Genomic DNA, 24,667 nt, shown 5'->3' with positions numbered 1-24,667 from the left:
TCAACCGAGCTTGCGTTTCAGCGTTTCGTTGACCTGGCCCGGATTGGCCTTGCCGCGGCTGGCCTTCATCACCTGACCGACCAGCGCATTGAAGGCCTTGTCCTTGCCGGCGCGGTATTCGTCGACCGATTTCTGATTGGCGGCGATCACCTCGTCGACGATGCGATCGAGCTCACCGCTGTCGTTCATCTGGCGCAGGCCGAGGCTTTCGATCAATTCGTCGACCGGGCGCGGGTCGCCCTGCCACATCGCATCGAAGATCTGCCGTGCGCCGTTGTTCGACACCGTCGAGTCGACGATCCGGCCGATCAGCAACGCCAGCGCCTGCGGGTCGACCGGGCTCTGGTCGATTTCCGCCGCCTGCGCATTCAGCCGCCGCGACACCTCTCCCATCAGCCAGTTGGCAACCAGCTTCGGCGCGCCGCAGGCCTTTGCCGCCGCCTCGAAAAAGGCGGCCATGGCCTTGCTCTGCGTCATCATCGACGCGTCGTACGGCGGCAGCGCATAGTCGCGCTGGAAGCGCTCGGCCATTGCGCGCGGCAATTCCGGCATCGCTTCGCGCACCTGCCCGACCCAGTCGTCGGAGATCACCAGCGGCGGCAGGTCCGGGTCGGGGAAATAGCGGTAGTCGTGGGCGTCTTCCTTGCTGCGCATTGCCCGCGTCTCGCCGCTGTCCGGATTGAACAGCACGGTGGCCTGCTGCACCGTTCCGCCGTCCTCGATCAGGTCGATCTGCCACTGGATCTCGTAGTCGATCGCCTGCTGCAGGAATTTGAAACTGTTCAGGTTCTTGATTTCGCGCCGTGTACCCAGCGGCTCGCCGGGCTTGCGCACCGAGACATTGGCATCACAGCGGAAGCTGCCTTCCTGCATATTGCCGTCGCAAATGCCGAGCCAGACAACCAGGCTGTGCAAGGCCTTGGCATATTCGGCCGCCTCGACGCTTGAGCGCATGTCGGGTTCGGTAACGATCTCGAGCAGCGGCGTGCCGGCGCGGTTCAGGTCGATGCCGGTCTGGCCGGCATAGTCCTCGTGCAGCGACTTGCCGGCATCCTCCTCGAGGTGGGCGCGCGTCAGATTGACCCGCCGTGGCTCATCGCCGATGAAGAAGTCGATGTGTCCGCCCTGCACGACCGGCGTCTCGTACTGGCTGATCTGATAGCCCTTCGGAAGGTCGGGATAGAAATAGTTCTTGCGCGCGAAGATCGACTGCTTCGCGACCCGCGCATCGACCGCGAGGCCAAAACATATCGCGCGTTCGACCGCGCCGCGGTTCATCACCGGCAGCGTGCCGGGCAGCGCCAGATCGACCACCGAAGCCTGGGTATTCGGTTCGGCGCCGAAACGGGTCGGCGAGCCGCTGAAGATCTTCGACTGGGTCGACAACTGTGCGTGGGTCTCGATGCCGATCACCACCTCGTAGCCACGAATCAGCGCAGGCGTGCTCATGCCGATTGCTCCATCGCCGGTGCACGCTGATGCCAGTCGGTCGCCTGCTGGAAAACGTGTGCCGTCTGCAGCAGCAGACCCTCGTTGAAATAATTGCCGATCAATTGCAGCCCGACCGGCATGCCGTGTTCGCCAAAACCGGCCGGCAGGCTCATGCCGGGCAGCCCGGCAAGACTCGCCGGCAGCGTGAAGATGTCGGCCAGATAGGCCTTCACCGGATCGTCGTCCTGGTCGCCGATCGGCCAGGCCACCGTCGGTGCCACCGGGCCGGCGATCAGGTCGCAGTTGCCGAAACAGGACTGGAAGTCATCGGCGATCATCCGCCGCAGCTTCTGCGCCTGCAGGTAATACGCATCGTAGTAACCGTGCGACAGCACATAGGTGCCGATCATGATCCGCCGCTTGACCTCGGCGCCGAAGCCTTCGGCCCGGCTCTTGCGGTACATGTCGAGCAGATCGGTGTAGTGCTCGGCACGATGGCCGAACCGGACGCCGTCGAAGCGGCTCAGGTTCGAACTCGCCTCGGCCGGCGCGATGATGTAGTAGACCGGGATCGACAACTCGGTGCGCGGCAGGCTGACGTCGACCAGCGTCGCGCCGAGTTTTTCCAGTTCGGCCAGCGCACGGCGCACCGCACCGTCGACATCGGCCGCCAGGGCGGCCGGAAAAAACTCCTTCGGCAGGCCGATCCGCAGGCCGGCCAGCGGGCGCGCTGCATCAGCGCCGTCGCGGCGCGCCGTCATCGCGGCAAGAAAATCCTGCGGCGGGCGCTGGGCGCTGGTGGCGTCGCGTTCATCGAAACCGCTCATTGCCGACAGCAGCAGCGCGCAGTCTTCGGCGCTGCGCGCCATCGGCCCGGCCTGGTCGAGGCTGGAGGCGAACGCGATCATCCCGTAGCGTGAGCAGACGCCGTAGGTCGGCTTGATGCCGGTGATGCCGCAGAAACTGGCCGGCTGGCGGATCGATCCGCCGGTGTCGGTGCCGGTCGCCGCAGGGATGTGCCGCGCCGCAACCGCGGCGGCCGAGCCGCCCGACGAGCCGCCGGGAACGCGTTTGCGGTCCCAGGGGTTGTGGGCCAGACCGTAGGCGGAATTCTCATTCGCCGAGCCCATTGCATATTCGTCGCAGTTGAGCTTGCCGAGCGTGACCGTGCCGGCCGCGCTGAGTCGGCTGGCGACTGTCGCATCGAACGGACTGCGGTAGCCCTCGAGCATCTTCGAGCCGGCGGTGGTCGGCAGATCGCGCGTAACAAAGATGTCCTTGTGTGCAATCGGCACGCCGAGCAGCGGCGAGGACTCGCCGGCCTGGCGCCTGGCGTCGGCCGCCTCGGCCTGGGCCAGCGCACGGTCGGCGTCGATGCACAGCCAGGCGCCGAGATCGTGCTGCGACTGTGCGCGCTGCAGCAGGTGGCGGGTCGCCTCGACCGACGAGACGGTGCGCTCGGCAAGCTGACGCGACAGTTCGGCGACGCCCCAGTCGTGCAGATCTTCTGCCGGGCCGCTCATTCGATCACCTTCGGCACCAGATACAGGCCATCTTCGACGGCCGGCGCGCTCAGCTGGTTGCGCTCGCGGTCGTTGCTTTCGGTCACGATGTCGTCGCGCAGCCGCAACTCGACCGGGCTGACCGCCGACAGCGGCGTGTACAACGGCTCGACGCCGCGCGTGTCGACGACGCTCATCTGGTCGACGATCGAAAAGAAGCCGTTCAGTTGGCCCAGCATCGCCTGCTGTTCGTCTTCATGAAGTTCCAGCCTTGCCAACTGGGCAATGCGGCTGACGTCCTGTCTCGTCAAGGCCATCTGGTCGGTGCTCGTTCACGTGGCTGCAAGTGCGCTTGCAGCGGGGTAGATCAATAGGGATCGGTTATTATCCTCGGTTATCCATATCATCTTCGACCGCGCCGCAATCCGGGTGCGATCGACCTTCGCGGGGCCGTTCACCAACGGTGATCCGGCCCCATCGTCGTCACTTCAACGGAATCCGCGTTTTCGCAGCGCCCGCCCCGGGCCGCCAGCACGATCAGCCGTGTGCGGCGCTGCGTCATGCATCTCATCGAACATGTTCGGATCTTTTCGTCGCTATTTCTCGACGGACCTCGCCATCGACCTCGGCACCGCCAACACGTTGATCTACGTGCGCGGCAAGGGAATCGTGCTCGACGAGCCATCGGTCGTCTCGATCCGCCACGAAGGCGGACCGAACGGCAAAAAAACCATCCAGGCCGTCGGCAAGGAAGCCAAGGCGATGCTCGGCAAGGTGCCGGGCAACATCGAGGCCATCCGGCCGATGAAGGACGGCGTGATCGCCGACTTCACGGTCACCGAGCAGATGCTCAAGCAGTTCATCAAGATGGTGCATCCGCGCTCGGTGCTGCGTCCGAGCCCGCGCATCATCATCTGCGTGCCTTGCGGATCGACCCAGGTCGAGCGCCGGGCGATCCGCGAATCGGCGCTTGGCGCCGGAGCCAGCGAGGTCTACCTGATCGAGGAGCCGATGGCTGCCGCGATCGGCGCCGGACTGCCGGTGTCGGAAGCCGAAGGCTCGATGGTCGTCGACATCGGCGGTGGCACCACCGAGGTTGGCGTGATCAGCCTCGGCGGCATGGTCTACAAGGGCAGCATCCGGGTCGGCGGCGACAAGTTCGATGAATCGATCATCAACTACATCCGCCGCAACTACGGCATGTTGATCGGCGAGCCGACGGCCGAGGCGATCAAGAAGAACATCGGCAGCGCCTTCCCGGGCTCCGAGGTCAAGGAGATCGAGGTCAAGGGCCGCAACCTGAGCGAAGGCGTGCCGCGTTCGTTCACGATCAGCAGCAACGAGATCCTCGAGGCGCTGACCGATCCGCTGAACCAGATGGTCTCGGCGGTGAAAAATGCGCTCGAGCAGACGCCGCCGGAACTCGGCGCCGACATCGCCGAGCGCGGCATGATGCTGACCGGCGGCGGCGCGCTGCTGCGCGACCTCGATCGCCTTCTCGCCGAGGAGACCGGCCTGCCGGTGCTGGTCGCCGAAGACCCGCTGACCTGCGTCGTGCGCGGTTGCGGGATGGCGCTCGAACGCATGGAGCGCCTCGGATCCATCTTTACATCGGAATGACGCGCGGCGGTCGGTCGGCTTGCCTGCATCGCAGCAAGCCCTCCGTGCCGAGCTGATCGACCGGGCCTGATCGACCTGCAGTGGCCACTTCGCTGGGATTACTCGACCGCACGCCCCCTCCGTTTTTCCGGCAGGGGACGTCGGCGCTGACCAAGCTGAGCATGTTCTCCGCCTTGGCGATCCTGCTGATGGTGGCCGATGTGCGGTTCAAGATCACCGAGCCGCTGCGTGCGGTGATCGCGACGGTGCTGCTGCCGATCGAACGCGCGCTGAGCGTGCCGGTGCAGGCCTGGGACAGCGGCCGCGAATACATGACCGGGCTGCAGCAGGCGCTGGAGTCCGAGGCCGAGGCCAGCCGCAAGCTGGCGGCGCTGGCCGAACGGGCCAGCCGGGTCGAACAGCTGACGATGGAAAACAACCGGCTGCGCTCGCTGCTCGAACTGCGCCCGGCGCTGGTCGTGCGCTCGCAGGCCGCCGAAATTCTCTACGAGGCGGCCGATCCGTACTCACGCAAGGTCATCATCGACCGCGGCCAGCGCCAGGGCATCGTCGCCGGCTCGCCGGTGATCAACGAGACCGGCGTGCTCGGCCAGGTGACGCGTGTCTACCCGCTGAGCTCGGAGGTGACGCTGCTGACCGACAAGGATGCGGCGATACCGGTGCTCAATTCGCGCACCCAGGCGCGCAGCGCGGCATTCGGCGGCGTCGGCGGGATCGGCCAGGGCCTGGAACTGCGCTTCATGGCCGGCAATGCCGATGTGCAGGTCGGTGACGTGTTGACGACCTCGGGCGTCGACGGTGTCTATCCGCCGGGCCTGGCGGTCGCGACGGTGACCTCGGTCGAGCGGGTTGCCGACTCCGGGTTTGCCCGTATCGGCCTGAAACCGGTCGCGTCGGCCGACGCTGTTCGCCATGTGCTGGTGCTCGAGCCGATGCGCGAGCAGATGCCACCTCGACCGGGCGACGCCCCGGCCGATGCACCGGCCGATGCGCCGGCGGCGGCATCCGCCGCGAAGCGCAAGGGAGGGCGATAATGGCCGCTCGTCCAATCGGTTCGCCAAGCCGCTTTTTGCACTGATTGCCCGCCGATGTCGCGCGATCAATTGCTGCTGCCAGCCAATCCGGTCTTCATCGGATTCACGCTGTTTGTCGCGCTGGCGCTCGATACCATCCAGTTCGGCCGCTTCGCGGCGATGCCCGACCTGCTGGCGGTCACGCTGGTCTTCTGGAACGTGCATCAGCCGCGGCGGATCGGCGTCGGAACCGCCTTTCTGTTCGGCCTGCTGATCGACGTGCACGACGGCGCCATGCTGGGCCAGCATGCATTGGCGTATACCCTGCTCAGTTATTTCGCCATCAGCATGCATCGTCGGCTATTGTGGTTCGGTGTACCTGCGCAGGCGGTCCAGGTGCTGCCGCTGTTTGCGCTCGCGCACGCGGTGTCGTTTACCGTGCGCATGATGGCCGGTGGCATGTTGCCCGGCTGGTCGCTGATGCTGGCGCCGCTGGCGGAGGCGATGTTGTGGCCGCTGGTGACCTGGTTGTTGCTCGCGCCGCAGCGCAGGACACCTGACCGCGACGAGAACCGACCGCTGTGATGACCGAACTGAAGGACATCGAACTCGAGCTCGGGCGCTTCCGCGCCCGCTTGCTGGCGGCGGTCGTCTTCGTTCTGATCGGCTTCGGCCTGCTGACAGCACGGCTGGTCTATCTGCAGGTCCACAAACACGAGGAACTGGCAACCCGGGCCGACAACAACCGCATTGCGGTCGTTCCGATCGTGCCGAACCGCGGCCTGATCGTCGACCGCAACGGCATCGTGCTGGCCAACAACTATTCGGCGTTCACGCTCGAGATCACGCCGTCGAAGGCCGACGACCTCGATGCGACGATCGATGCGCTGGCTGAACTGGTCGAGATCCAGCCGCGCGACCGCAAGCGCTTCAAGCGGCTGGTCGACGAAAGCAAGAGTTTCGAGTCGCTGCCGATCCGCACCAAGCTGACCGACGAGGAGGTAGCCCGTTTCACCGCGCAGCGCTACCGCTTCCCGGCGGTCGAGATCAAGGCACGGCTGTTCCGTAACTACCCGCTCGGCGAGGTCGGCAGCCACCTGATCGGCTATATCGGACGAATCAACCCGGCCGAGAAGGAGGCGCTCGAGGAATCCGAGGACCAGGCCAATTACCGCGGCACCGACTACATCGGCAAACTTGGCGTCGAGCAGAGCTACGAGCGCGACCTGCATGGCACGACCGGGTTCGAGGAGGTCGAGACCAGCGCCGGTGGCCGCGCGGTGCGACGGCTGAAGAGCAATCCGGCGACGCCCGGCAACACCCTGGTGATGTCGATCGATATCCGGCTGCAGGCGATGATCGAGAAGATGTTCGGTGACCGGCGCGGCGCGCTGGTGGCGCTCGATCCGCGCAACGGCGAGATCCTCGCCTTCGTCAGCAAGCCGACCTTCGACCCGAACCTGTTCGTCGACGGCATCGACGTCGAATCCTGGCGCGAACTGAACGAATCGATCGACAAGCCGCTGCTGAACCGCGCCTTGCGCGGCACCTACCCGCCGGGCTCGACGTTCAAGCCGTTCATGGCGATGGCGGCGCTGAATACCGGCAAACGCAGCGCGACACAGACGATCTACGACGGCGGTACCTTCCAGTTCGGCAACCACACCTTCCGCAGCCACGGCGACGGCGGGCTCGGGCCGGTCGACATGACGCGCAGCATCGTCAAGTCGAGCAACGTCTATTACTACTCGCTGGCCAACGAGATGGGCGTCGATCTGATGCACGACCAGCTCGAGCCGTTCGGCTTCGGCCGGCGCACCGGCATCGACCTGCAAAGCGAAGTCACCGGGCTGTTGCCGTCGACGGCCTGGAAACGCCGCGCCTACAAGCGCCCGGAGCAGAAGAAGTGGTATGCCGGCGAGACGATTTCGCTGGGAATCGGCCAGGGCTACAACAATTTCACGATGCTGCAGCTTGCCAGTGCAACGGCGACGCTGGTCAGCGGGGGCGAGCGCTACCGGCCGCGGCTGGTGCGCGAGATCGAGGATGTGGTGACTCGCGCCCGGCGCACCGTCGCCAATGACGCGCTGCAGCCGCTGCCGCTGCAGCCGAAACACGTCCAGTTGCTGCGCCGTGCGCTTTACCTGGTGACCCAGGAGGGCACGTCGGCGCGCATCTTCATGGGTGCGAACTACCAGAGCGGCGGCAAGACCGGTACTGCGCAGGCGGTCGGCCTGCGGCAGAACGAAAAATACAATGCCTCGAAGATCGAGGAGCACAAGCGCGACCATTCGCTGTACATCGCGTTTGCGCCGGTCGACGCACCAACCGTCGCGCTCGCGGTGGTGGTCGAGAACGCCGGCTTCGGCTCCGATGCGGCGGCGCCGATTGCCCGCCGCGTCTTCGATTACCTGCAGCTCGGCCTTTACCCGAGCGAGGAAGACATGGCGCTGGTGCGCATCGGCAAGGCCGGCGCGCCAGTCGGCACACCCCGGCCGGCCGAAATGGTGCCGCTGCCGGGCGCGACGGTCATCCTCCGGACGCCGAATGCCGGGCAGCAGATCGTGCCGCTGGTATTGCCCGAGGAGCCGCTCGCCGACGGCACGGCGGCCGATGCCGCGCCGCTGGCTTCGGCCAACGGGGCCAGGGCCGCGCAATGAACATCGCGTTCGAGAAGCCCTCGCTGTTCCAGCGCGTCAAGCCGATCTTCAGCGGCTTCGACGGGCCGTTGCTGGTCGGTCTGGTACTGCTCAGCATCGCCGGGCTGGTGACGATGTATTCGGTCGGTTTCGACCATGGCACCCGCTTCGTCGACCATGGTCGCAACATGCTGCTGGCCGGGCTGGTGCTGTTCATCGTTGCGCAGATCCCGCCACAGCGGCTGATGACGTTGGCGGTGCCGCTGTACACGATCGGGCTGACGCTGCTGGTGATCACCGCGATCTTCGGGCTGACGAAGAAAGGCGCGACACGCTGGCTCGATCTGAGCGTCACGGTGATCCAGCCGAGCGAGATCCTGAAGATCGCGACGCCGCTGATGCTGGCCTGGTGGTTCCAGCGCCGCGAGGGCCAGCTGCAGGTGCCCGATTTTGTCGTCGCGCTGGTGCTGCTGGCATTGCCGGTTGCGCTGATCGTCAAGCAGCCCGATCTCGGCACCGCATTGCTGGTGCTGTCGACCGGTCTGTATGTGATGTTTTTTGCCGGGCTGAGCTGGCGGCTGATCGGCCCGCTGCTGCTCGCAGCCGCGGTGGCGATCATTGCGCTGGTGGTGACCGGCGACCGCATATGCCAGCCCGATGTCGAATGGCCGCTTTTGCGCGGCTACCAGAAGAACCGCGTCTGCACGCTGCTCGACCCGACCAGCGACCCGCTCGGCAAGGGCTTCCACATCATCCAGGGGATGATCGCGATCGGCAGCGGCGGCATCGACGGCAAGGGTTTCATGAAGGGAACGCAGACCCACCTCGAGTTCATCCCCGAGCGAACGACCGACTTCGTATTCGCCGCATTTGCCGAGGAATTCGGCCTGATCGGCTGCCTCGCGCTGCTGGCAGTCTTCCTGTTCCTGATCTTCCGCGGCCTGGTCATCGCATCGGATGCGCCAACCGTCTTTACCCGCCTGCTGGCCGGCTCGATCACGCTGAGCCTGTTTACCTATGCCTTCGTCAACATGGGAATGGTCAGCGGCATCCTGCCGGTGGTCGGCGTGCCATTGCCGTTCATCAGCTACGGCGGCACCGCAATGATCACGCTCGGGCTCAGCCTCGGCATGCTGATGTCGATTGCGAAGAGCCGGCGGCTGGTGCAAAGTTAGCCCCCCAGTCGCTTCGCTCCGCCCTGCAGGCCGCGACGGGCCAGTGGCCCATCTCCTCGTCAGGCATGAACAGTCCCCCGGACTGTTCATGTCCGGGCTCGGCCCCCAAGGGGCGCCACCCTTCGGGCCGGCGGAGCCGGACCCTCGGGCGTGGCTTGAATGGCGCGGGCACTTCGTGCCGCGCATCCAGATACGACAGGGAGCGCCTGGGGGCCTCATCCGCCGGCCTGGTTGGCGATTGTCCGGAAGCGCAGCGTGAACAGCGCGCCGGGTCCGAATGCCGCGCCGGCCTGGTCGGTCACGCCGCTGCGGTAACGCGGATTGGCGTCTTCCAGCTCGACGTCGACGCCGTGCTGCTCGGCGATTTCACGCACGATCGCCAAGCCCAGCCCGGAGCCTTCGACGCCGGTGTCGAGCGCGCGGAAAAACGGCTGGAATACCTGCTCGCGATCGGCCGCCGCAATGCCGGGGCCCGAATCCTCGACCTGCAGCACGACGACCTGGCCGAACGGATCCTCGGTGATGCGTACCGTGACGACGCCGCCAGGTGGTGTGTAGGCGAGCGCGTTGTCGACCAGGTTGCCGATCAGTTCGCGCAGCAGCACGCGGTGGCCGGAGACCGCCAGCGCCGCGGTATCACGCGACTGCGGCCCCTCATAGCCGAGGTCGATCCGCTTTTCCATTGCCTGCGGCACGAAATGCTGCACCGTCTCGCGGGCCAGTTGCGACAGGTCGATTGCCTCATTGCCGGCATGCTGCTTCTTGTTCTCGGCCCGGGCCATCGCCAGCAACTGATTCACCATGTGCGCCGCGCGATGGCTGGACGCCGAGATGTGGCGCAGCGAACTGCGCAGCTGGCGGATGTCCGGGTCGGCCGCGTCGAGGCCGCGCTGCGCCAGTTCGGCCTGGGTATGCAGGCCGGCCAGCGGCGTCTTCAGCTGGTGCGCTGCATCGGCGATGAACTGCTTCTGCGAGCGGATCGACTGGTCGAGGCGGGCCAGCAGATCGTTGATCGCCCGCACCAGCGGCGAAACTTCCTCGGGCGCCTCGCGTTCGTCGATCGGGCTGAGGTCGCTGCTGTCGCGGCGGCGGATGCGCTGCTGCAGATCGTTCAACGGCGCGATGCCGCGCGCCAACGCGAGCCAGACCAGCAGCACCGCGATCGGCAGGATCACGAACTGCGGAACGATCACGCCCTTGATGATCTCGGTCGCCAGCCGAGAGCGCCGGCCGAGGGTTTCGGCAACCTGCACCAGCGTCAGCATGCGGCCGTTCGCAACCGGTACGTCGACCCACATGTAGGCGACGCGGACCGCCTCCGAGCGGAAGGTATCGTCTCGAAAACGCAGTTCGCCAGGCGGTGGCGGCTGCTCGTCGTTCGGCAACTGCAGCGAGCGCTCGCCGGCGAGATAACGCCCGCCGGCCGCCTGCACCTGGAAATACAGCCGCTGTTCGCCATCGCCGCGCAGGATTTCGGCTGCCCCCGGCGGCAGACCGATCGGTGCGGCGGGGGCCGCTGCAGCGGCCGAGTCGGCAATGATCTGGCGTGCCAGCAACGCCACGGCTTCGCCGAGTTCACGATCGAAGGGCTTGTTCGCGATGCCCTGCGCGACCAGCCAGGTCAGCAATACGCTCATCGGCCACAGCAGCAGCAGAGGCGCGAGCATCCAGTCGAGGATCTCGCCGAACAGCGAGACCTGCTGTTCGCGTTTGCGCTTCGGCAGGATGTCAGGCAACGCGGTCGACGATCTTCTCGAGGCAGTAGCCGAGGCCCCGCACCGTCGCGATGCGCACCGGCCCCTGCTCGATCTTCTTGCGCAAGCGATGGATATAGACCTCGATCGCGTTGTTGCTGACCTCTTCGCCCCATTCGCAGAGCCGCTCGACCAGCTGATCCTTGCTGACCAGCCGGCCGGTGCGCTGCAACAGGACCTCGAGCAGGCTCAGTTCGCGCGCCGACAATTCGATCATCTGGTCGTTCATGTAGGCGACCCGGCCGACCGAATCGAAACTGAGCGGACCATGCCGGATCACCGTCGACGCGCTGCCGAGACCGCGCCGCGTCAGCGCACGTACCCGCGCCTCGAGCTCCTGCAGCGAAAACGGCTTGGCCATGTAGTCGTCGGCGCCGAGATCGAGGCCCTGAACCCGCTGCTCGATGCCGTCGGCGGCGGTCAGGATCAGCACCGGCGTCGAGTCGCCGCGGCCGCGCAACCTGCGCAACACATCGAGGCCATGCAGCTTCGGCAGACCGAGATCGAGGATCAGCAGATCGAACTGATGGTGGGCCAGCGCGGCGTCGGCTTCGCTGCCGCTCGCGACATGGTCGGCAGCATAACCAGCGCTGCGCAGAGATCGAAGGAGGCCGTCGGCCAGCACTTGGTCATCTTCGGCGATCAGGATGCGCATCTCGGTCTCCGTTGCAGTCGCTGGCCGGAAGGTCCCGCAAACCATTCTAGTGGCGCGCGTCGGGCATGCGACGCGGAGTCGGCTGGCCGCGTCGGCCAGAATGAGCGCTTCTGATCCCCCGAAAGGGGGCGGCGAAAATCTGCAAAAAACTGTACAAATATCCAGTCTTTGCGATAATGCCGCCAACTTCCGGAGATCACCATGGACGCACCCGTCAAAGCATTGAATACTGAAAAAGCCAAGGCCTTGCAGGCCGCCCTGATGCAGATCGAGAAGCAGTTCGGCAAGGGTTCGATCATGCGCCTCGGCGAGGGCGAGGTGATCGACGACATCGAAGTCGTGTCGACGGGCTCGCTCGGGCTGGACATCGCGCTCGGTGTCGGCGGTCTGCCGCGCGGCCGGGTGGTCGAAATTTATGGGCCCGAATCGAGCGGCAAGACCACGCTGACGCTGCAGGTGGTTGCCGAAATGCAGGCGCTCGGCGGCACCTGCGCCTTCATCGACGCCGAACATGCACTCGATACCGCCTATGCGCAAAAGCTTGGCGTCAACCTGCAGGAACTGCTGATCAGCCAGCCCGATACCGGCGAACAGGCGCTGGAGATCGTCGATGCGCTGGTGCGTTCGGGTTCGGTCGACCTCGTCGTCGTCGATTCGGTCGCGGCACTGACACCAAAGGCTGAAATCGAAGGCGAAATGGGCGATTCACTGCCCGGTCTGCAGGCACGACTGATGAGCCAGGCGCTGCGCAAGCTGACCGGCACGATCAAGAAGACCAATACGATGGTCATCTTCATCAACCAGATCCGCATGAAGATCGGCGTGATGTTCGGCTCGCCGGAAACCACGACCGGCGGCAATGCGCTGAAGTTCTATGCCTCGGTGCGCCTCGATATCCGCCGCATCGGCAGCATCAAGCGCGGTGAGGAGGTGATCGGCAACGAGACCAAGGTCAAGGTGGTCAAGAACAAGGTCGCGCCGCCGTTCAAGACCGCCGAGTTCGACATCCTGTACGGCGAGGGCATCAGCCGCGAAGGCGAGATCATCGACATGGGGGTCGAGGCCAAGGTGCTCGAGAAAAGCGGTGCCTGGTACTCCTACCAGGGCGAAAAGATCGGCCAGGGCAAGGACAACTCGCGCGAGTTTCTGCGCGAGAACCCGGCGCTGGCGATGGAAATCGAAAACAAGGTCCGCGTCGAGATGGGCATTCCGCAGTTGCCGTCGGCGACGGCGGCCGATGGCGCAGCCGCCGCGCCAGCGCCGGCAGCCGGTGGCAAGGCAGCCAAGGCCGCGAAGGACTGAGCAGCCGCCGATGGCTGAACGCAGGCCGTTCTCGCTGCGCGCGCTGGCGGTCGGCTGGCTGGCGCAGCGCGAATACAGCATCGATGAGATGCGGCGCAAGCTGCTGCGCCGCCTGCAAAGCAGGGCTGCGGCGCTGGCGCGCGACGGCGCAACGACGGACGCGGTTGAGCGGACCTCGGTCCGCAATGACGGCTCGGCCTCCGACCAGCGCGAGGTCGACGACGTGATCAGCTGGCTGCTTGCGAGCGGCTACCTCGACGAGGCGCGCTTCGTCGCGTCGCGGGTTCATGTGCGCGCGGCCGGCCATGGGCTGGCGCGCATCAGCAGCGAACTGTCGCGCCACGGCGTCGCAATGCCCGCCGATACCGCCAGGGAATTGCGCGACAGCGAATTCGATCGGGCGCTTGCGATCTGGCAGCGCCGATTCGGTGAACCGGCCGCCGATGCGCGCGGCGCCGCGCGGCAGGCACGCTTCCTCGCCGGACGCGGTTTTTCTGCCGAGGTCGTCGGGCGCATCCTGCGCGCGGCGCGTCTCGAGGGCCAATCCCGGGACGGCGGCTGCTGATCGGCTACACGTCGTTTTGAGCGGCGGTGGGCACTGCCAAGCCGCCGGCGGCTCGGCGTTTGTGCATTGCAGCATGCTACATTGCCGGTTTGCTGGCGCGGTGCGGCCCTTGGTTCGCCGCGCTATGCTGCCCGTTGTGTCGACCAAGATCGCTTTCGCCGCCCCGTTTCTCCCGAATCTGCGAGCCATTCCATGGCATTGCCGCCTGCCGCCTCCGACCGCCAGTTGAAGCACCGTCGCAGCATCGACGTGCAGCTGTTTGCGCGCGGCGACGGATTGTGGGAAATCGACGCGCGGCTGCTCGATGTGAAGACCAACGACGTCGAACTGGCCGGCAAGGTCCGTCCGGCCGGCACACCGGTGCACGACATGCTGCTGCGTCTGGTCATCGACGAGCAGGCCAATGTGCTGCAAGCCGGGTCCGAACTGGACTGGATGCCGTATGTCGGATTCTGTGATGCGCAGGCCGATGTCTATTCGCGTCTGGTCGGACTGAACCTGTTGAGGGGTTTCCGGCGCGGCGTCGAAGACCGGCTCGGCGGCGTCAAGGGCTGTACCCACCTGTCCGAGTTGTGCCGGGTGCTGCCGACGGCTGTCGTGCAGGCATTTGCCGGCGAGGTGATCGACACCCATGCCCCGGGGCCGTCCGGCGAGCCGCCGTTCCAGCTCGACCGGTGCCATGCATTGCGTTCAGACGGCGCGGCCGTCAAGCTTTTTTATCCGCGGTGGTACCGCCGGTCAGAGGACGAGGAGGCAACTTCCTCGTCGCTTGCCGAATGATCAGCCAATCGCCGCCCACCCCGTTTTTTCCCCGCAAGAGAACTGCCCATGAAAATCCATGAATACCAAGGTAAGGAAATCCTGAACCAGTTCGGCGTTCCCGTACCGCGCGGCTATCCCGCATTCAGCGTGCAGGAGGCATTTGAGGCTGCGCAGAAACTCGGCGGGCCGGTCTGGGTCGTGAAGGCGCAGATCCATGCCGGTGGGCGCGGCAAGGGTGGCGGCGTCAAGCTGGCGCGCTCGCTGGACGAAGTTCAGAAGCTCGCCGGCGAGATCCTCGGCATGCAGCTGAAAACCCACCAGACCGGACCGGAGGGGCAGAAGGTCCGTCGCCTGCTGATCGAGGAAGGTGCCGACATCAAGCACGAGTATTACCTCGCCGCGGTGACCGACCGCGCTTCGCAGCAGGTCGCGTTGATGGCGTCGAGCGAAGGCGGCATGGACATCGAGGAAGTCGCCCATGCGACGCCGGAGAAGATCCTGAAGGTGTTTGTCGATCCGGCAACCGGCCTGACCGATGCCCAGGGCAAGGAACTGGCCGCCGGCATCGGAATTCCGGAAGCCTCGCATGCGCAGGCAATCGAGGTATTCAAGAACCTCTACCGCTGCTACATGGAGACCGATTGCTCGCTGGCCGAGATCAATCCGCTGATTCTCGAAGGCAACGGCAACATCAAGGCGCTCGACGCGAAGTTCAACTTCGACAGCAATGCCTTGTTCCGCCATCCCGAGATCACCGCCTACCGCGACCTCGATGAAGAGGATCCGGCGGAGATCGAGGCCAGCAAGTTCGATCTGGCCTATATCCAGCTCGACGGCAACATCGGCTGCCTGGTCAATGGCGCCGGCCTGGCGATGGCGACGATGGACACGATCAAGCTGTTCGGCGGCGAGCCGGCCAACTTCCTCGACGTTGGCGGCGGCGCCACCGCGGAGAAGGTCACCGAAGCATTCAAGATCATGCTCGGCAACCCGAAGGTCGAGGCCATCCTGGTCAACATCTTCGGCGGCATCATGCGTTGCGACACCATCGCCGAAGGCGTGATCGCGGCCTGCAAGGCGGTCAACCTGAAGGTGCCGCTGGTGGTGCGCATGAAGGGCACCAACGAGGAACTGGGCAAGAAGATGCTGAAGGATTCAGGCTTGCCGATCATCACCGCCGAATCGATGGCCGACGCCGCCAAAGCGGTGATGGCTGCACTGCAGAAATAACCGGCCCGAGCACAGCGAAGACACACCATGAGCATCCTGATCAACAAAGACACCAAGGTCATCACGCAAGGCATCACCGGCAAGACGGGCCAGTTCCATACCCGCATGTGCCGTGACTATGCGAATGGCAAGAACTGCTTCGTCGCCGGCGTCAATCCGAAGAAGGCCGGCGAGGATTTCGAAGGCATCCCGATCTACGCCAACGTGAAGGACGCTGCCAAGGCGACCGGCGCGACGGTCAGCGTGATCTATGTGCCGCCGGCTGGTGCCGCGGCCGCGATCTGGGAGGCCGTCGAGGCCGACCTCGACCTGGCGATCTGCATCACCGAAGGCATCCCGGTGCGCGACATGCTCGAAGTGCGCAACCGGATGAAGGTCAAGGAAGCCAAGGGCGGCAAGAAGACGCTGCTGCTGGGTCCGAACTGCCCGGGTCTGATCACGCCCGACGAGATCAAGATCGGCATCATGCCCGGCCACATCCACAAGGCAGGCCGGGTTGGTGTCGTTTCCCGTTCCGGCACGCTGACCTATGAGGCGGTCGCCCAGCTGACCGAACTCGGCATCGGCCAGTCGAGCGCGGTCGGCATCGGCGGCGACCCGATCAACGGGCTGAAGCACATCGACGTGATGAAGCTGTTCAACGACGATCCGGATACCGACGCGGTGATCATGATCGGCGAGATCGGCGGTCCGGACGAGGCCGAAGCGGCGCGCTGGTGCCAGGCCAACATGAAAAAGCCGATCGTCGGCTTCATCGCTGGCGTCACCGCGCCTCCAGGCAAACGGATGGGCCATGCCGGCGCACTGATCTCGGGTGGGGCGGACACTGCCGATGCCAAGCTGCAGGTGATGGAGGAGTGCGGGTTTACCGTCACCCGCAACCCGTCCGAAATGGGCAAGCTGCTGAAGGGCCTGCTGTAAGCTCGCCGGGTCGGCAGTCGGGCGGTGCGGGCGCCGCCTGATCCTGCGGCGCCCTGACTTTCCGTCGCTCGACCGCTGGTCGGTCGGCCCGAACTGCCGCTAGTCCAGGATCCATCGATGTGAACTTCTGGCTCGGTCTGCTGTCGGCACTGCTGCTCGTCGGTGTCTATCTGCGCTTCGGATTGAGCCGCTTGTCCGACCGGCAGGCGCTGGCGTTCAGCCTGCTCGTTGCACCGTTGCTGCTGCTGTCGCCGCAGCTGGGTATTCCGCTCGATCCGCTGGCGGCCGCGATTGCAGGTGCCTCTTTGCTTGCCGGGCATCTGGGCTGGTGGATCGGCAGACGCAGCGCGTCCGCAATGTCGGCCGATCGGGACCCCGATCCCCAGACGAGCCAATTTGCCGAGCCAGCAACCACCCAGGCGCCGAAACCGGAGGCGGTCGGACCGAGCCTGGCCAGCGTCACACTGCGTTTGCCGCCTGAGCAGGCGGTGCCGCCGCACCGGCGCGCATCCGCACCCACGCAGGTTGTCGAGGCGCGCGCGCCCGCGCCGGCGGTCGCAAGGCCGCCGCAAGGCATCGCTCGTGGCGGGGTCGCAATGTCCGACCTGTCGCGGACCAGCCTCGGGCGCTACCGCATCGACCGCGTGATCGGCCGCGGTTCGATGGGTGTCGTCTATCAGGGTTTCGACACGATGCTCGGCCGCCAGGTCGCGATCAAGACGATGGCGCTCGGCCGCGAGTTCGATGGCGCGGAACTCGACGAGGCAAGGCAACGTTTCTTCCGCGAAGCCGAGACAGCCGGCCGGCTGCAGCACCGCGACATCGTGACGATCTACGACGTCGGCGAAGAGCAGGAACTGGCCTATATCGCGATGGAATTCCTGAAAGGCCAGGATCTGCAGCGCTACACCGGCGCCGGCAAGCTGCTGCCGGTGCCGGTGGTCGTGCGCGTCGGCGTCCGGGTTGCCGAGGCGCTGGCCTATGCCCACTCGCGCGGCGTCGTCCACCGCGATGTCAAGCCGGCTAACGTGATGCTGCACCTGCCGACCGGCGCGATCAAGGTCACCGATTTCGGCATTGCGCGCGTCACCGACGCCAGCCGCACGCGCACCGGCACCGTGCTCGGCACACCGAGTTTCATGTCGCCGGAACATCTGGCCGGGCAGCGCATCGACGGACGTTCCGACCTCTATTCGCTGGCGGTGATGCTGTATCAGCTGGTCGCCGGCCAGTTGCCGTTCCAGGCCGATTCGATGGCCAAGCTGATGTTCCGCATCGCCAACGACGTCGCGCCTGATGTCCGTTCGGTGCGGCCGGAGCTGCCGGAGTCGCTGGCGCGCGTGCTCGCGCGCGCGCTGCAGAAAAATCCGGCCGACCGCCATGCCGATGGCAACCAGATGGCAGCCGAGCTGCGCCAGGTCGATCTGAGCCAGCCGGCGGCCGCCTGGGCCGGACCGGCGATGGCGGGCGCAGCAGCCGCGCCGCCGGCAGCAGAGCCGACGACCGATCCCTATGCGGCGACGATTCGCCAACAGCGCTGAACAGACGAGCGACAATGCACAATTCCGGACCATCAGCCCTCTGAGGAACGGGCGGGTGATCTTCACCTGCGATCAAGCCGGCGCGCTTTCACCATGGAATTCGAGTTCTTCAGCATCACCGACACCGGCCGCTCGCGCAGCAACAACGAGGATTCGATCGCGGTCGACGAAAAGAACCGCCTCGTCGTGCTGGCCGATGGGATGGGGGGCTACAACGCGGGCGAAGTCGCGAGCAGCATGGCGACCTCGATTCTGGTCGGCGATCTCGGTCGCTGGCTGTCGGAAGCCGCTGCGTCGGCCACCGATGGCGAGGTGCGGCGTGCAATGACGCTGTGCGTCGACAACGTCAACCAGGCGATCTTCAGTTCCGCCAATACCGATGCGCGCCACGCCGGCATGGGTACGACGCTGGTCACCGGAGTTTTCCGCGATGCGCGGTTGCTGCTCGGCCACATCGGCGACTCGCGCGCCTATCGACTGCGCGATGGCACGCTGCGCCAGATCACCCGCGACCATTCGCTGCTGCAGGAGCAGATCGACGCCGGGCTGATCACCGCCGAACAGGCAGCCTCGGCGGCGAACAAGAATCTGGTGACCCGTGCCGTCGGCGTCGAGTCGGAAGTCCAGCTCGAACTGCACGGCCACGATGTGCTTGCCGGCGATGTCTATCTGTTCTGTTCCGACGGCCTGACGGACATGGTCGATCGTCCGTTGATCGAGCGGCTGCTGAAAGATGGAGACTCGCTTCAGGCCAGCGGCCAGGCGCTGCTGGCTGCCGCCAATGCCGCAGGCGGCAGGGACAACATTTCGGTGATACTCGTAAGAGCCAGCGCAGCGACCAGCGCCAGGCCCTGGTGGCAATTCCGGCGTTAAGAGACCTCGAGGTTGAAGATGGGAAAACTGATCGTTTCTCTGGAAGGTGTGGTGATCAAGGAAGTCGAGTTGACCAAGGAGAAAACCACCCTTGGCCGGCGCCCGTACAACGACATCGTGATCGACAACCTCGCGGTCAGCGGCGAACATGCGGTGTTGCAGAAAGCCGGCAATGACGTCTTCATCGAGGATCTGAACAGCACCAACGGCACCTACATCAACGGCAAGGCGGTCAAGAAGCAGCTGCTCAGCCACAACGATTCGGTCGAGATCGGTAAATACAAGATCAAATACCTCGTCGACGACGGCGGCGGCTACGAGAAGACACAGGTGTTCCGGGCCGACGCCAGCGCCACCGGTGCCCATTCGAGTTTCAATCCGTCCGGGCTCGGCAACCTGTCCGGCTCGGTTGCACCGGCGTCGATCAAGGTCTTGAACGGCGCTGCAGCCGGGCGCGAAATGGTGCTGACCAAGGTCGTGACGACCGTCGGCAAACCCGGCGTGCAGGTTGCATCGATCACCAAGCGGCCAAACGGCTACCTGTTTGCCCATGTCGACGGCGCGAACCGGCCGCTCGTCAACGGCCAGCCGCTGGTCGGCGAAACCGCGCCGTTGAAAAACGGCGACGTGATCGAACTGGCCGGTACACAGATGCAGTTCGTGCAGGCCTGACAGCCGTCCTCCGCGCCGGCGAATCCGCCGGTCCGGGCTGAATCGGTTCAGAATGGGCAGCAGCAGCGAGGTTCTGCGTTCGTGACCGATCTCACGGACGGCAGCGGATTGCCTGTGCCGTTCCGGTGCGACGCCTGACATTGCTGCCACGATAGGCCATCGTTTCCGTGATCACTTCATGCCCGAGCGGGCCGGCCTGCGCCGTCCGGGCACCACCCGCCGCCGGGCACTCCGCCGATGCTGCTGCCATCCGCCGCCGTCCGAGGTCAGACACCATGAGCATCCGCGTGCTCGGCTGCTCCGGCGCGATTGCGGCCGGTTGCCGGACCACGGCCTTTCTGCTCGACGAAGGCGTATTGATCGATGCCGGCACCGGCGTCGGCGACCTGACACTGGGCCAGCTGGCGCGCATCGAACACATCTGCATCAGCCATTCCCATCTCGACCACGTGGTTTCGATCGCGCTGCTCGCCGATGCGGTGATGAATATCCGCGGCGCCGCCGGGCGCGGCCCGGTCACCGTGCATGCGCTGCCGGCAACGATTGCTGCGCTGCGGGACCACATCTTCAACGGCATCATCTGGCCCGATTTCACCCGCCTGCCGAGCACCGAGCAACCGGTGCTCGACTTCGCGCCGTTCGAGGTCGGCGACCGGCTGCAACTGTGCGGTCGCGAGATCGAGGTGCTGCCGGCGGCACATACGGTGCCGGCGGTCGGTTTTGCGATCCGCGGTAAGCAGGGCTATTGGGTCTTCACCGGCGATACCGGTCCGAATCCGGCGTTGTGGAAACGTCTGGCCGGTCTGGACGTCCATTTTCTGGTGATCGAGACGGCATTCGGCAACGATGATCTCGAACTGGCGCAGGTCAGCGGTCACCTGTGCCCTTCTCAACTGCAGATCGAACTGGCGTCACTGGCGCCCGGTGTTCTGGTCTATGTCACCCACATCAAGCCGGGCGAACGGACGACCGTGATGGCCGAGCTTGCCGAGTTGGCGGTCGACCAGCGGCTCGATGCCTTGCAGATCGGGCAGGTGATGAATTTCGGCTGAGCCGCCGGTCGAGGTCGTGCCGGCCGGCCCCCGCCGCAAGTGACAATTCTTGTCAGCTGTGACACAGAACGCAGGGCGTGCCGGCAAATGTGACGTTTCTGGTCACTTTTCGGCGCTTTTTGCGGTCGATCAGGCCTCAGATGCCCTGGCACGGCGCATGCGATCTTCGGAGCATCCCATCCACCCCGAGGAGTCCCCATGAAACGCGTTCAACAAGGTTTTACCCTGATCGAACTGATGATCGTTGTCGCGATCATCGGCATCCTCGCCGCCGTCGCGCTGCCGGCCTACCAGGACTACACGGTCCGCGCCAAGGTGTCTGAAGTCGTGCTGGCCGCTTCGTCGTGCCGCACCACGGTCACCGAGACGGTCCAGTCGACGACGACCACGCCGATGACATCGGCCCTGTTCGCCTGCAATTCGGATCCCGCGACGAAGAGCTCCAAGTACGTCAACACGATCGAGGTCTCGAACGCTGGTGCGATTACCGTCACCGCCGATGGCACGGCGAGCGGCATCAAGGCGCTGGACACGAATAACAAGCTGACGCTGGTTCCTTTCAAGGACGATACGACTCCGCTGACCGCCACCGACGTCGGTGTCAACATCAGCAAGTGGGTCTGCGGAGGCACCGGCACCACGATCGAGAAGAAATATCTGCCGGGTTCGTGCCGCGGCTGATTTGCAGATCTGACAGAAAAAAGGGCGGCGCAAGCCGCCCTTTTTGCGTCCAGCCGGACTAGGCCGGATTCGGCCATTGCGTGACCATAGCAGCCGCTGGGACGGTTGATGACAAATCCTGTCAGCGGCGACAAATTGCGCCTGCCGCAAATCGCGAGACGCGACGAAATTTGTCAATATGGAACCCGATATTGCGAGTTTCCAGGCGAGCCCTGGCTGGCACGCGGCGTGCACATGGCATTGGGCATTCCCACCCCTTCCAGGAGATTCTCATGAAACGCGTTCAACAAGGTTTTACCCTGATCGAACTGATGATCGTTGTCGCGATCATCGGCATCCTCGCCGCGGTCGCGCTGCCGGCTTACCAGGACTACACGGTCCGCGCCAAGGTGTCTGAAGTCGTGCTGGCCGCTTCGTCGTGCCGCACCACGGTTACCGAGACCGTGCAGTCGACGACGACCACGCCGATGACGGCCACGCTGTTCGCCTGCAATACCGATCCGGCGACGAAGAGCTCCAAATATGTCAGCAAGGTCGAAGTTTCCAACGCCGGTACGATCACGGTGACCGCCGATGGCACGGACGCCGGCATCAAGGCGCTGGGCACCAACAACGCGCTGACGCTGATCCCGTACAAGGACGAGTCGACGCCGCTGACCGCGACCGATGTTGGTGTCAACATCACGAAGTGGGTCTGCGGTGGCACCGGCACCAACATCGAGAAGAAGTATCTGCCGGGTTCGTGCCGCGGCTGATATCCGGTCCTGACCTGATACACCGAGGGGCGGCGCAAGCCGCCCCTTTGTCTTTGCTGCGCTGACGATGAGATGCAGCGGCCGCGCGCGATGCGCCCAGTCGCCAACTCCCTCACCGCGCGGCTCCTGAGGATCCGGAATCGCCGACACTTCCGGCTGATGCGATCCCATCCTGCCCCCGAACCATCACGCCTGCTGCCGTCGGCCAATGCTGGCGTGCTGCTGCTGGCCCTGAGCCTGCCCTGGCTGCTGACCTACAGCCTGCCGCCGACATCGACCTTCGTCAACCAGATCGCCGCCTGGGCCGCGTGGGCGCTGCTGGTCGTGATGCTGTCGCAGCGCGCCGCTGTGACGCTGCCGCCGCTGCGCCGCGTGATTGCCGCCGTGGCGCCGATGCTGCTGATCCTGCTCTGCCTGATCGCGGCCGCGGCCGCGTCAGTGGCGGTGCATGGCCTGCCAGCCAGCCTGGCCTGGTCGGCGGTGGCCTGTCTGGCCGGCGCGGTGCTGCTGCTGCTCGCAGGCGCGACTTTCGGCGCCGGGCCGTTTGCTGCAGACGCATTGCGGTTGCTGTTTTTTCCGCTGGTGGCGGCCGGCCTGCTCAGTGCACTGTTTGCCGCAGTGCAGATTTTCCAGCCCGAGTGGACCGGCAACGCATTGATCAGTGGTAGTTCATACGTCGGGCGTGCATCGGCCAATCTGCGTCAGCCGAATCACCTCAGTTCACTCGCGTTGTGGGCCATCGTCGGCGTGATCTGGCTGCGGGAAACGTCCGCGCTGCCCCGCTTGGCGCTCTGGCTGTCGGCGCTGCTGCTGGTTGCCGCCGTCGTATTGACCGGCTCGCGCACCGGCGCGCTCGGCATCGTGCTGCTGGCCGGCTGGGGTGTCGTCGACCGCAGCCTGTCGTCGTCGTCACGGCGGCTGTTGTGGCTGCTGCCGGTGGCCTATGCCGTCGGCTGGTGGTTGTTCAAATGGTGGGCCGCCGCGTCGCTCGGCAGCGCCGATGCGGTCGACCGCATCGCCAGCGGCGGCGATGTGTCGAGCGCGCGTTTCGCGATCTGGTCGAATACCGTCGAGTTGATCCGCAGCCATCCGCTGTTCGGCGTCGGATTCGGCGAATTCAACCTGGTCTGGACGCTGACGCCGTTTCCGGGCCGCCCGACGCAGTTCTACGACCACAGCCACAACCTCGTGTTGCAGTGGCTGGTCGAACTCGGCATTCCGCTCGGCATGCTGCTGCTCGCCGCTGCTGCACTGAGCATTTGGCGCTGCTGGCGCGCCGACAGTGCACGGCCAGCGGCTCGTGCGCCGCTGCTGCTGATCCTGCTGATCCTGTTGCACAGCCTGCTCGAATACCCGTTGTGGTACCTGCATTTTCTGCTGCCGACGATGTTTGCGATCGGCATCTGCCTGGCGCCGTCGTCTGCGGCGGCGCCACCGGAGGCAGAACGGGCCGGCCATGGAAATCAGACGCTGCGGCTCGCCGCGGTGGTGATGCTGGCCGGAACCGCTTTCGCGGTGCACGACTACCGCAAGATCGTCGTGATCTTTTCGCCGCCTGCCGATGCGGCACCGCTTGGGCAGCGGATTGCCGACGGCAAGCGCAGCGTCTTTTTTGCCCACCATGCCCATTACGCGCAGGCGACCACGGCCGAACGGCCGTCGCAGGAGCTGCCGGCCTTCGAGCATGCGAGCCATTTTCTGCTCGATACCCGCCTGATGATGGCCTGGGCCAAGGCATTCGACGAACTTGGCGACCAACGCCGCGCCCGCCATCTGGCCGATCGGCTGCGTGAATTCGGCAATCCGGGTTCGCAGGCCTTTTTGGCCGTCTGCGATGGCGCGCAGCCGGCCGAGCAGTTGCCATTCCAGTGTCGTCCGGCCAGCGCGCCGCTCGACGCGGCTGCATTTCGCTGAGCGGTTTGCCGTGTCAGCCGGCGGCGCTCCAGCTGCCCGACTTGCCGCCGTGTTTTTCGAGCACCCGCACCGCGTCGATCACCATGCCGCGATCGACCGCCTTGCACATGTCGTAGACGGTCAGCAAGCCGATCTGCACCGCGGTCAGTGCTTCCATCTCGACCCCGGTGCGGCCGAGCGTCTCGACCTGCGCGGTGCAGACGACGGCATTGTCCGCTGCGTCGAGCTCGAATTCGACGGTGACGCGCGTGATCGGCAGCGGATGGCACAACGGGATCAGGTCGGCGGTCCGCTTGGCGGCCTGGATTGCCGCAATCCGCGCCACACCGATCACGTCGCCCTTTTTTGCGCTGCCCGACCTGATCAGTTCCAGCGTTGCCGGCAGCATCCGGATCCGACCGTTGGCGCGGGCGATCCGGTGCGTTTCGTTCTTGGCCGATACATCGACCATCTGTGCCTGGCCCTGCGCGTCGAAATGGGTCAGGCCGCCGGACGGCTGGTCGTGCGGCGACGGTTGCGGTGCGGGAGCGGCTGACGTCATCGAAGAGACCTGGAAACAGTCGGGAAATGTTCGTGGCGCATGATAACGATGCGTTGCGGCATCCGGCCG

23 protein-coding genes are annotated in these 24,667 nt (G+C 65.4%); 17 read left to right on the top strand and 6 right to left on the bottom strand.

The window, feature by feature from the left end; translation table 11 throughout:
- From gatB to gatC, 3 genes are read right to left on the bottom strand one after another with little or no spacing between them, the layout of a single operon-like run.
- Positions 1–1,449, bottom strand: a complete 1,449-nt coding sequence (gene gatB, locus ACNH6H_RS09925) for an Asp-tRNA(Asn)/Glu-tRNA(Gln) amidotransferase subunit GatB (protein ID WP_418317340.1) — start codon at positions 1,447–1,449, stop codon at positions 1–3.
- Positions 1,446–2,954, bottom strand: coding sequence for an Asp-tRNA(Asn)/Glu-tRNA(Gln) amidotransferase subunit GatA (gene gatA / locus ACNH6H_RS09920; protein WP_418317339.1), 1,509 nt, complete (start codon positions 2,952–2,954; stop codon positions 1,446–1,448). The genes gatB and gatA overlap by 4 nt, the downstream gene beginning before the upstream one ends.
- Positions 2,951–3,250, bottom strand: coding sequence for an Asp-tRNA(Asn)/Glu-tRNA(Gln) amidotransferase subunit GatC (gene gatC / locus ACNH6H_RS09915; protein WP_418317338.1), 300 nt, complete (start codon positions 3,248–3,250; stop codon positions 2,951–2,953). The genes gatA and gatC overlap by 4 nt, the downstream gene beginning before the upstream one ends.
- Positions 3,251–3,509: 259 nt before the next feature.
- On the opposite strand from gatC, the gene ACNH6H_RS09910 reads away from it, so the two are divergent.
- The 5 genes from ACNH6H_RS09910 (at position 3,510) to rodA (ending at position 9,380) form a co-directional block, all read left to right on the top strand.
- Positions 3,510–4,553, top strand: a complete 1,044-nt coding sequence (locus tag ACNH6H_RS09910) for a rod shape-determining protein (protein ID WP_418317337.1) — start codon at positions 3,510–3,512, stop codon at positions 4,551–4,553.
- A gap of 80 nt (positions 4,554–4,633) precedes the next feature.
- Entirely contained in the window at positions 4,634–5,587 is a 954-nt protein-coding gene (mreC, locus tag ACNH6H_RS09905) for a rod shape-determining protein MreC (RefSeq protein ID WP_418317336.1), read from the top strand.
- A gap of 54 nt (positions 5,588–5,641) precedes the next feature.
- Positions 5,642–6,151: a rod shape-determining protein MreD gene (gene mreD, locus ACNH6H_RS09900; RefSeq protein WP_418317335.1), complete on the top strand. Its 510-nt coding sequence runs from the start codon at positions 5,642–5,644 to the stop codon at positions 6,149–6,151.
- A complete protein-coding gene (gene mrdA / locus ACNH6H_RS09895) occupies positions 6,151–8,226 on the top strand; it encodes a penicillin-binding protein 2 (RefSeq protein ID WP_418317334.1) in 2,076 nt (691 codons plus the stop codon). Before mreD ends, mrdA begins: the two co-directional genes overlap by 1 nt.
- Positions 8,223–9,380: a rod shape-determining protein RodA gene (gene rodA, locus ACNH6H_RS09890; RefSeq protein ID WP_418317333.1), complete on the top strand. Its 1,158-nt coding sequence runs from the start codon at positions 8,223–8,225 to the stop codon at positions 9,378–9,380. The genes mrdA and rodA overlap by 4 nt, the downstream gene beginning before the upstream one ends.
- Positions 9,381–9,595: 215 nt before the next feature.
- Here rodA and ACNH6H_RS09885 read toward each other — a convergent pair whose 3' ends face one another.
- Positions 9,596–11,116 carry a sensor histidine kinase gene (locus ACNH6H_RS09885; RefSeq protein ID WP_418317332.1) on the bottom strand — a complete coding sequence of 507 codons (1,521 nt, stop codon included), beginning with the start codon at positions 11,114–11,116 and terminating at the stop codon, positions 9,596–9,598.
- Entirely contained in the window at positions 11,109–11,789 is a 681-nt protein-coding gene (locus ACNH6H_RS09880; RefSeq protein ID WP_418317331.1) for a response regulator, read from the bottom strand. Before ACNH6H_RS09880 ends, ACNH6H_RS09885 begins: the two co-directional genes overlap by 8 nt.
- A 201-nt stretch (positions 11,790–11,990) precedes the next feature.
- Here ACNH6H_RS09880 and recA point away from each other — a divergent pair, with 201 nt between their 5' ends.
- The 12 genes from recA (at position 11,991) to ACNH6H_RS09820 (ending at position 24,057) form a co-directional block, all read left to right on the top strand.
- The gene (gene recA / locus ACNH6H_RS09875) at positions 11,991–13,091 is read left to right on the top strand and encodes a recombinase RecA (RefSeq protein WP_418317330.1); all 1,101 of its coding nucleotides are present in this window, start codon (positions 11,991–11,993) and stop codon (positions 13,089–13,091) included.
- A gap of 10 nt (positions 13,092–13,101) precedes the next feature.
- Entirely contained in the window at positions 13,102–13,656 is a 555-nt protein-coding gene (locus tag ACNH6H_RS09870; RefSeq protein WP_418317329.1) for a regulatory protein RecX, read from the top strand.
- 192 nt (positions 13,657–13,848) lie between these two features.
- Positions 13,849–14,436 carry a DUF2889 domain-containing protein gene (locus ACNH6H_RS09865; RefSeq protein WP_418317328.1) on the top strand — a complete coding sequence of 196 codons (588 nt, stop codon included), beginning with the start codon at positions 13,849–13,851 and terminating at the stop codon, positions 14,434–14,436.
- 48 nt (positions 14,437–14,484) lie between these two features.
- Entirely contained in the window at positions 14,485–15,648 is a 1,164-nt protein-coding gene (gene sucC, locus ACNH6H_RS09860) for an ADP-forming succinate--CoA ligase subunit beta (RefSeq protein WP_418317327.1), read from the top strand.
- A gap of 27 nt (positions 15,649–15,675) precedes the next feature.
- Positions 15,676–16,569 carry a succinate--CoA ligase subunit alpha gene (sucD, locus tag ACNH6H_RS09855; protein ID WP_418317326.1) on the top strand — a complete coding sequence of 298 codons (894 nt, stop codon included), beginning with the start codon at positions 15,676–15,678 and terminating at the stop codon, positions 16,567–16,569.
- Between the two features lie 119 nt (positions 16,570–16,688).
- Positions 16,689–18,110 (top strand): serine/threonine-protein kinase, encoded by a 1,422-nt coding sequence (locus ACNH6H_RS09850; RefSeq protein WP_418317325.1) that lies wholly within the window; start codon positions 16,689–16,691, stop codon positions 18,108–18,110.
- Between the two features lie 93 nt (positions 18,111–18,203).
- Positions 18,204–18,983 carry a Stp1/IreP family PP2C-type Ser/Thr phosphatase gene (locus tag ACNH6H_RS09845; protein ID WP_418317324.1) on the top strand — a complete coding sequence of 260 codons (780 nt, stop codon included), beginning with the start codon at positions 18,204–18,206 and terminating at the stop codon, positions 18,981–18,983.
- Positions 18,984–19,001: 18 nt separating this feature from the next.
- Entirely contained in the window at positions 19,002–19,655 is a 654-nt protein-coding gene (locus ACNH6H_RS09840; protein ID WP_418317323.1) for an FHA domain-containing protein, read from the top strand.
- A 275-nt stretch (positions 19,656–19,930) separates the two neighbouring features.
- Complete coding sequence (locus ACNH6H_RS09835; protein WP_418317322.1) at positions 19,931–20,707, top strand: MBL fold metallo-hydrolase; 777 nt, start codon at positions 19,931–19,933, stop codon at positions 20,705–20,707.
- A gap of 198 nt (positions 20,708–20,905) precedes the next feature.
- Positions 20,906–21,388 (top strand): pilin, encoded by a 483-nt coding sequence (locus ACNH6H_RS09830; RefSeq protein WP_418317321.1) that lies wholly within the window; start codon positions 20,906–20,908, stop codon positions 21,386–21,388.
- A gap of 272 nt (positions 21,389–21,660) precedes the next feature.
- Complete coding sequence (locus tag ACNH6H_RS09825; RefSeq protein ID WP_418317320.1) at positions 21,661–22,143, top strand: pilin; 483 nt, start codon at positions 21,661–21,663, stop codon at positions 22,141–22,143.
- A 159-nt stretch (positions 22,144–22,302) separates the two neighbouring features.
- Entirely contained in the window at positions 22,303–24,057 is a 1,755-nt protein-coding gene (locus ACNH6H_RS09820) for a Wzy polymerase domain-containing protein (RefSeq protein WP_418317319.1), read from the top strand.
- 13 nt (positions 24,058–24,070) lie between these two features.
- On the opposite strand, the gene moaC is transcribed toward ACNH6H_RS09820, so the two are convergent.
- Positions 24,071–24,598 (bottom strand): cyclic pyranopterin monophosphate synthase MoaC, encoded by a 528-nt coding sequence (gene moaC, locus ACNH6H_RS09815; RefSeq protein ID WP_418317318.1) that lies wholly within the window; start codon positions 24,596–24,598, stop codon positions 24,071–24,073.
- Between the last annotated feature and the right edge of the window lie 69 nt (positions 24,599–24,667).

The sequence above is a fragment of the Pseudideonella sakaiensis genome (assembly GCF_048320135.1).
Lineage (GTDB): Bacteria > Pseudomonadota > Gammaproteobacteria > Burkholderiales > Burkholderiaceae_C > Ideonella_A > Ideonella_A sakaiensis_A.
This window is presented reverse-complemented; position numbering and strand designations above follow the sequence as displayed.

Excerpts from the sequence above, each read along its gene's own strand:
- gatB (WP_418317340.1), bottom strand. The coding sequence starts at position 1,449 with ATGAGCACGCCTGCGCTGATTCGTGGCTACGAGGTGGTGATCGGCATC.
- gatA (WP_418317339.1), bottom strand. The coding sequence starts at position 2,954 with ATGAGCGGCCCGGCAGAAGATCTGCACGACTGGGGCGTCGCCGAACTG.
- gatC (WP_418317338.1), bottom strand. The coding sequence starts at position 3,250 with ATGGCCTTGACGAGACAGGACGTCAGCCGCATTGCCCAGTTGGCAAGG.
- ACNH6H_RS09910 (WP_418317337.1), top strand. The coding sequence starts at position 3,510 with ATGTTCGGATCTTTTCGTCGCTATTTCTCGACGGACCTCGCCATCGAC.
- mreD (WP_418317335.1), top strand. The coding sequence starts at position 5,642 with ATGTCGCGCGATCAATTGCTGCTGCCAGCCAATCCGGTCTTCATCGGA.
- mrdA (WP_418317334.1), top strand. The coding sequence starts at position 6,151 with ATGACCGAACTGAAGGACATCGAACTCGAGCTCGGGCGCTTCCGCGCC.
- rodA (WP_418317333.1), top strand. The coding sequence starts at position 8,223 with ATGAACATCGCGTTCGAGAAGCCCTCGCTGTTCCAGCGCGTCAAGCCG.
- ACNH6H_RS09880 (WP_418317331.1), bottom strand. The coding sequence starts at position 11,789 with ATGCGCATCCTGATCGCCGAAGATGACCAAGTGCTGGCCGACGGCCTC.
- recA (WP_418317330.1), top strand. The coding sequence starts at position 11,991 with ATGGACGCACCCGTCAAAGCATTGAATACTGAAAAAGCCAAGGCCTTG.
- ACNH6H_RS09870 (WP_418317329.1), top strand. The coding sequence starts at position 13,102 with ATGGCTGAACGCAGGCCGTTCTCGCTGCGCGCGCTGGCGGTCGGCTGG.
- ACNH6H_RS09865 (WP_418317328.1), top strand. The coding sequence starts at position 13,849 with ATGGCATTGCCGCCTGCCGCCTCCGACCGCCAGTTGAAGCACCGTCGC.
- sucC (WP_418317327.1), top strand. The coding sequence starts at position 14,485 with ATGAAAATCCATGAATACCAAGGTAAGGAAATCCTGAACCAGTTCGGC.
- sucD (WP_418317326.1), top strand. The coding sequence starts at position 15,676 with ATGAGCATCCTGATCAACAAAGACACCAAGGTCATCACGCAAGGCATC.
- ACNH6H_RS09845 (WP_418317324.1), top strand. The coding sequence starts at position 18,204 with ATGGAATTCGAGTTCTTCAGCATCACCGACACCGGCCGCTCGCGCAGC.
- ACNH6H_RS09840 (WP_418317323.1), top strand. The coding sequence starts at position 19,002 with ATGGGAAAACTGATCGTTTCTCTGGAAGGTGTGGTGATCAAGGAAGTC.
- ACNH6H_RS09835 (WP_418317322.1), top strand. The coding sequence starts at position 19,931 with ATGAGCATCCGCGTGCTCGGCTGCTCCGGCGCGATTGCGGCCGGTTGC.
- ACNH6H_RS09830 (WP_418317321.1), top strand. The coding sequence starts at position 20,906 with ATGAAACGCGTTCAACAAGGTTTTACCCTGATCGAACTGATGATCGTT.
- ACNH6H_RS09825 (WP_418317320.1), top strand. The coding sequence starts at position 21,661 with ATGAAACGCGTTCAACAAGGTTTTACCCTGATCGAACTGATGATCGTT.
- ACNH6H_RS09820 (WP_418317319.1), top strand. The coding sequence starts at position 22,303 with ATGCGATCCCATCCTGCCCCCGAACCATCACGCCTGCTGCCGTCGGCC.
- moaC (WP_418317318.1), bottom strand. The coding sequence starts at position 24,598 with ATGACGTCAGCCGCTCCCGCACCGCAACCGTCGCCGCACGACCAGCCG.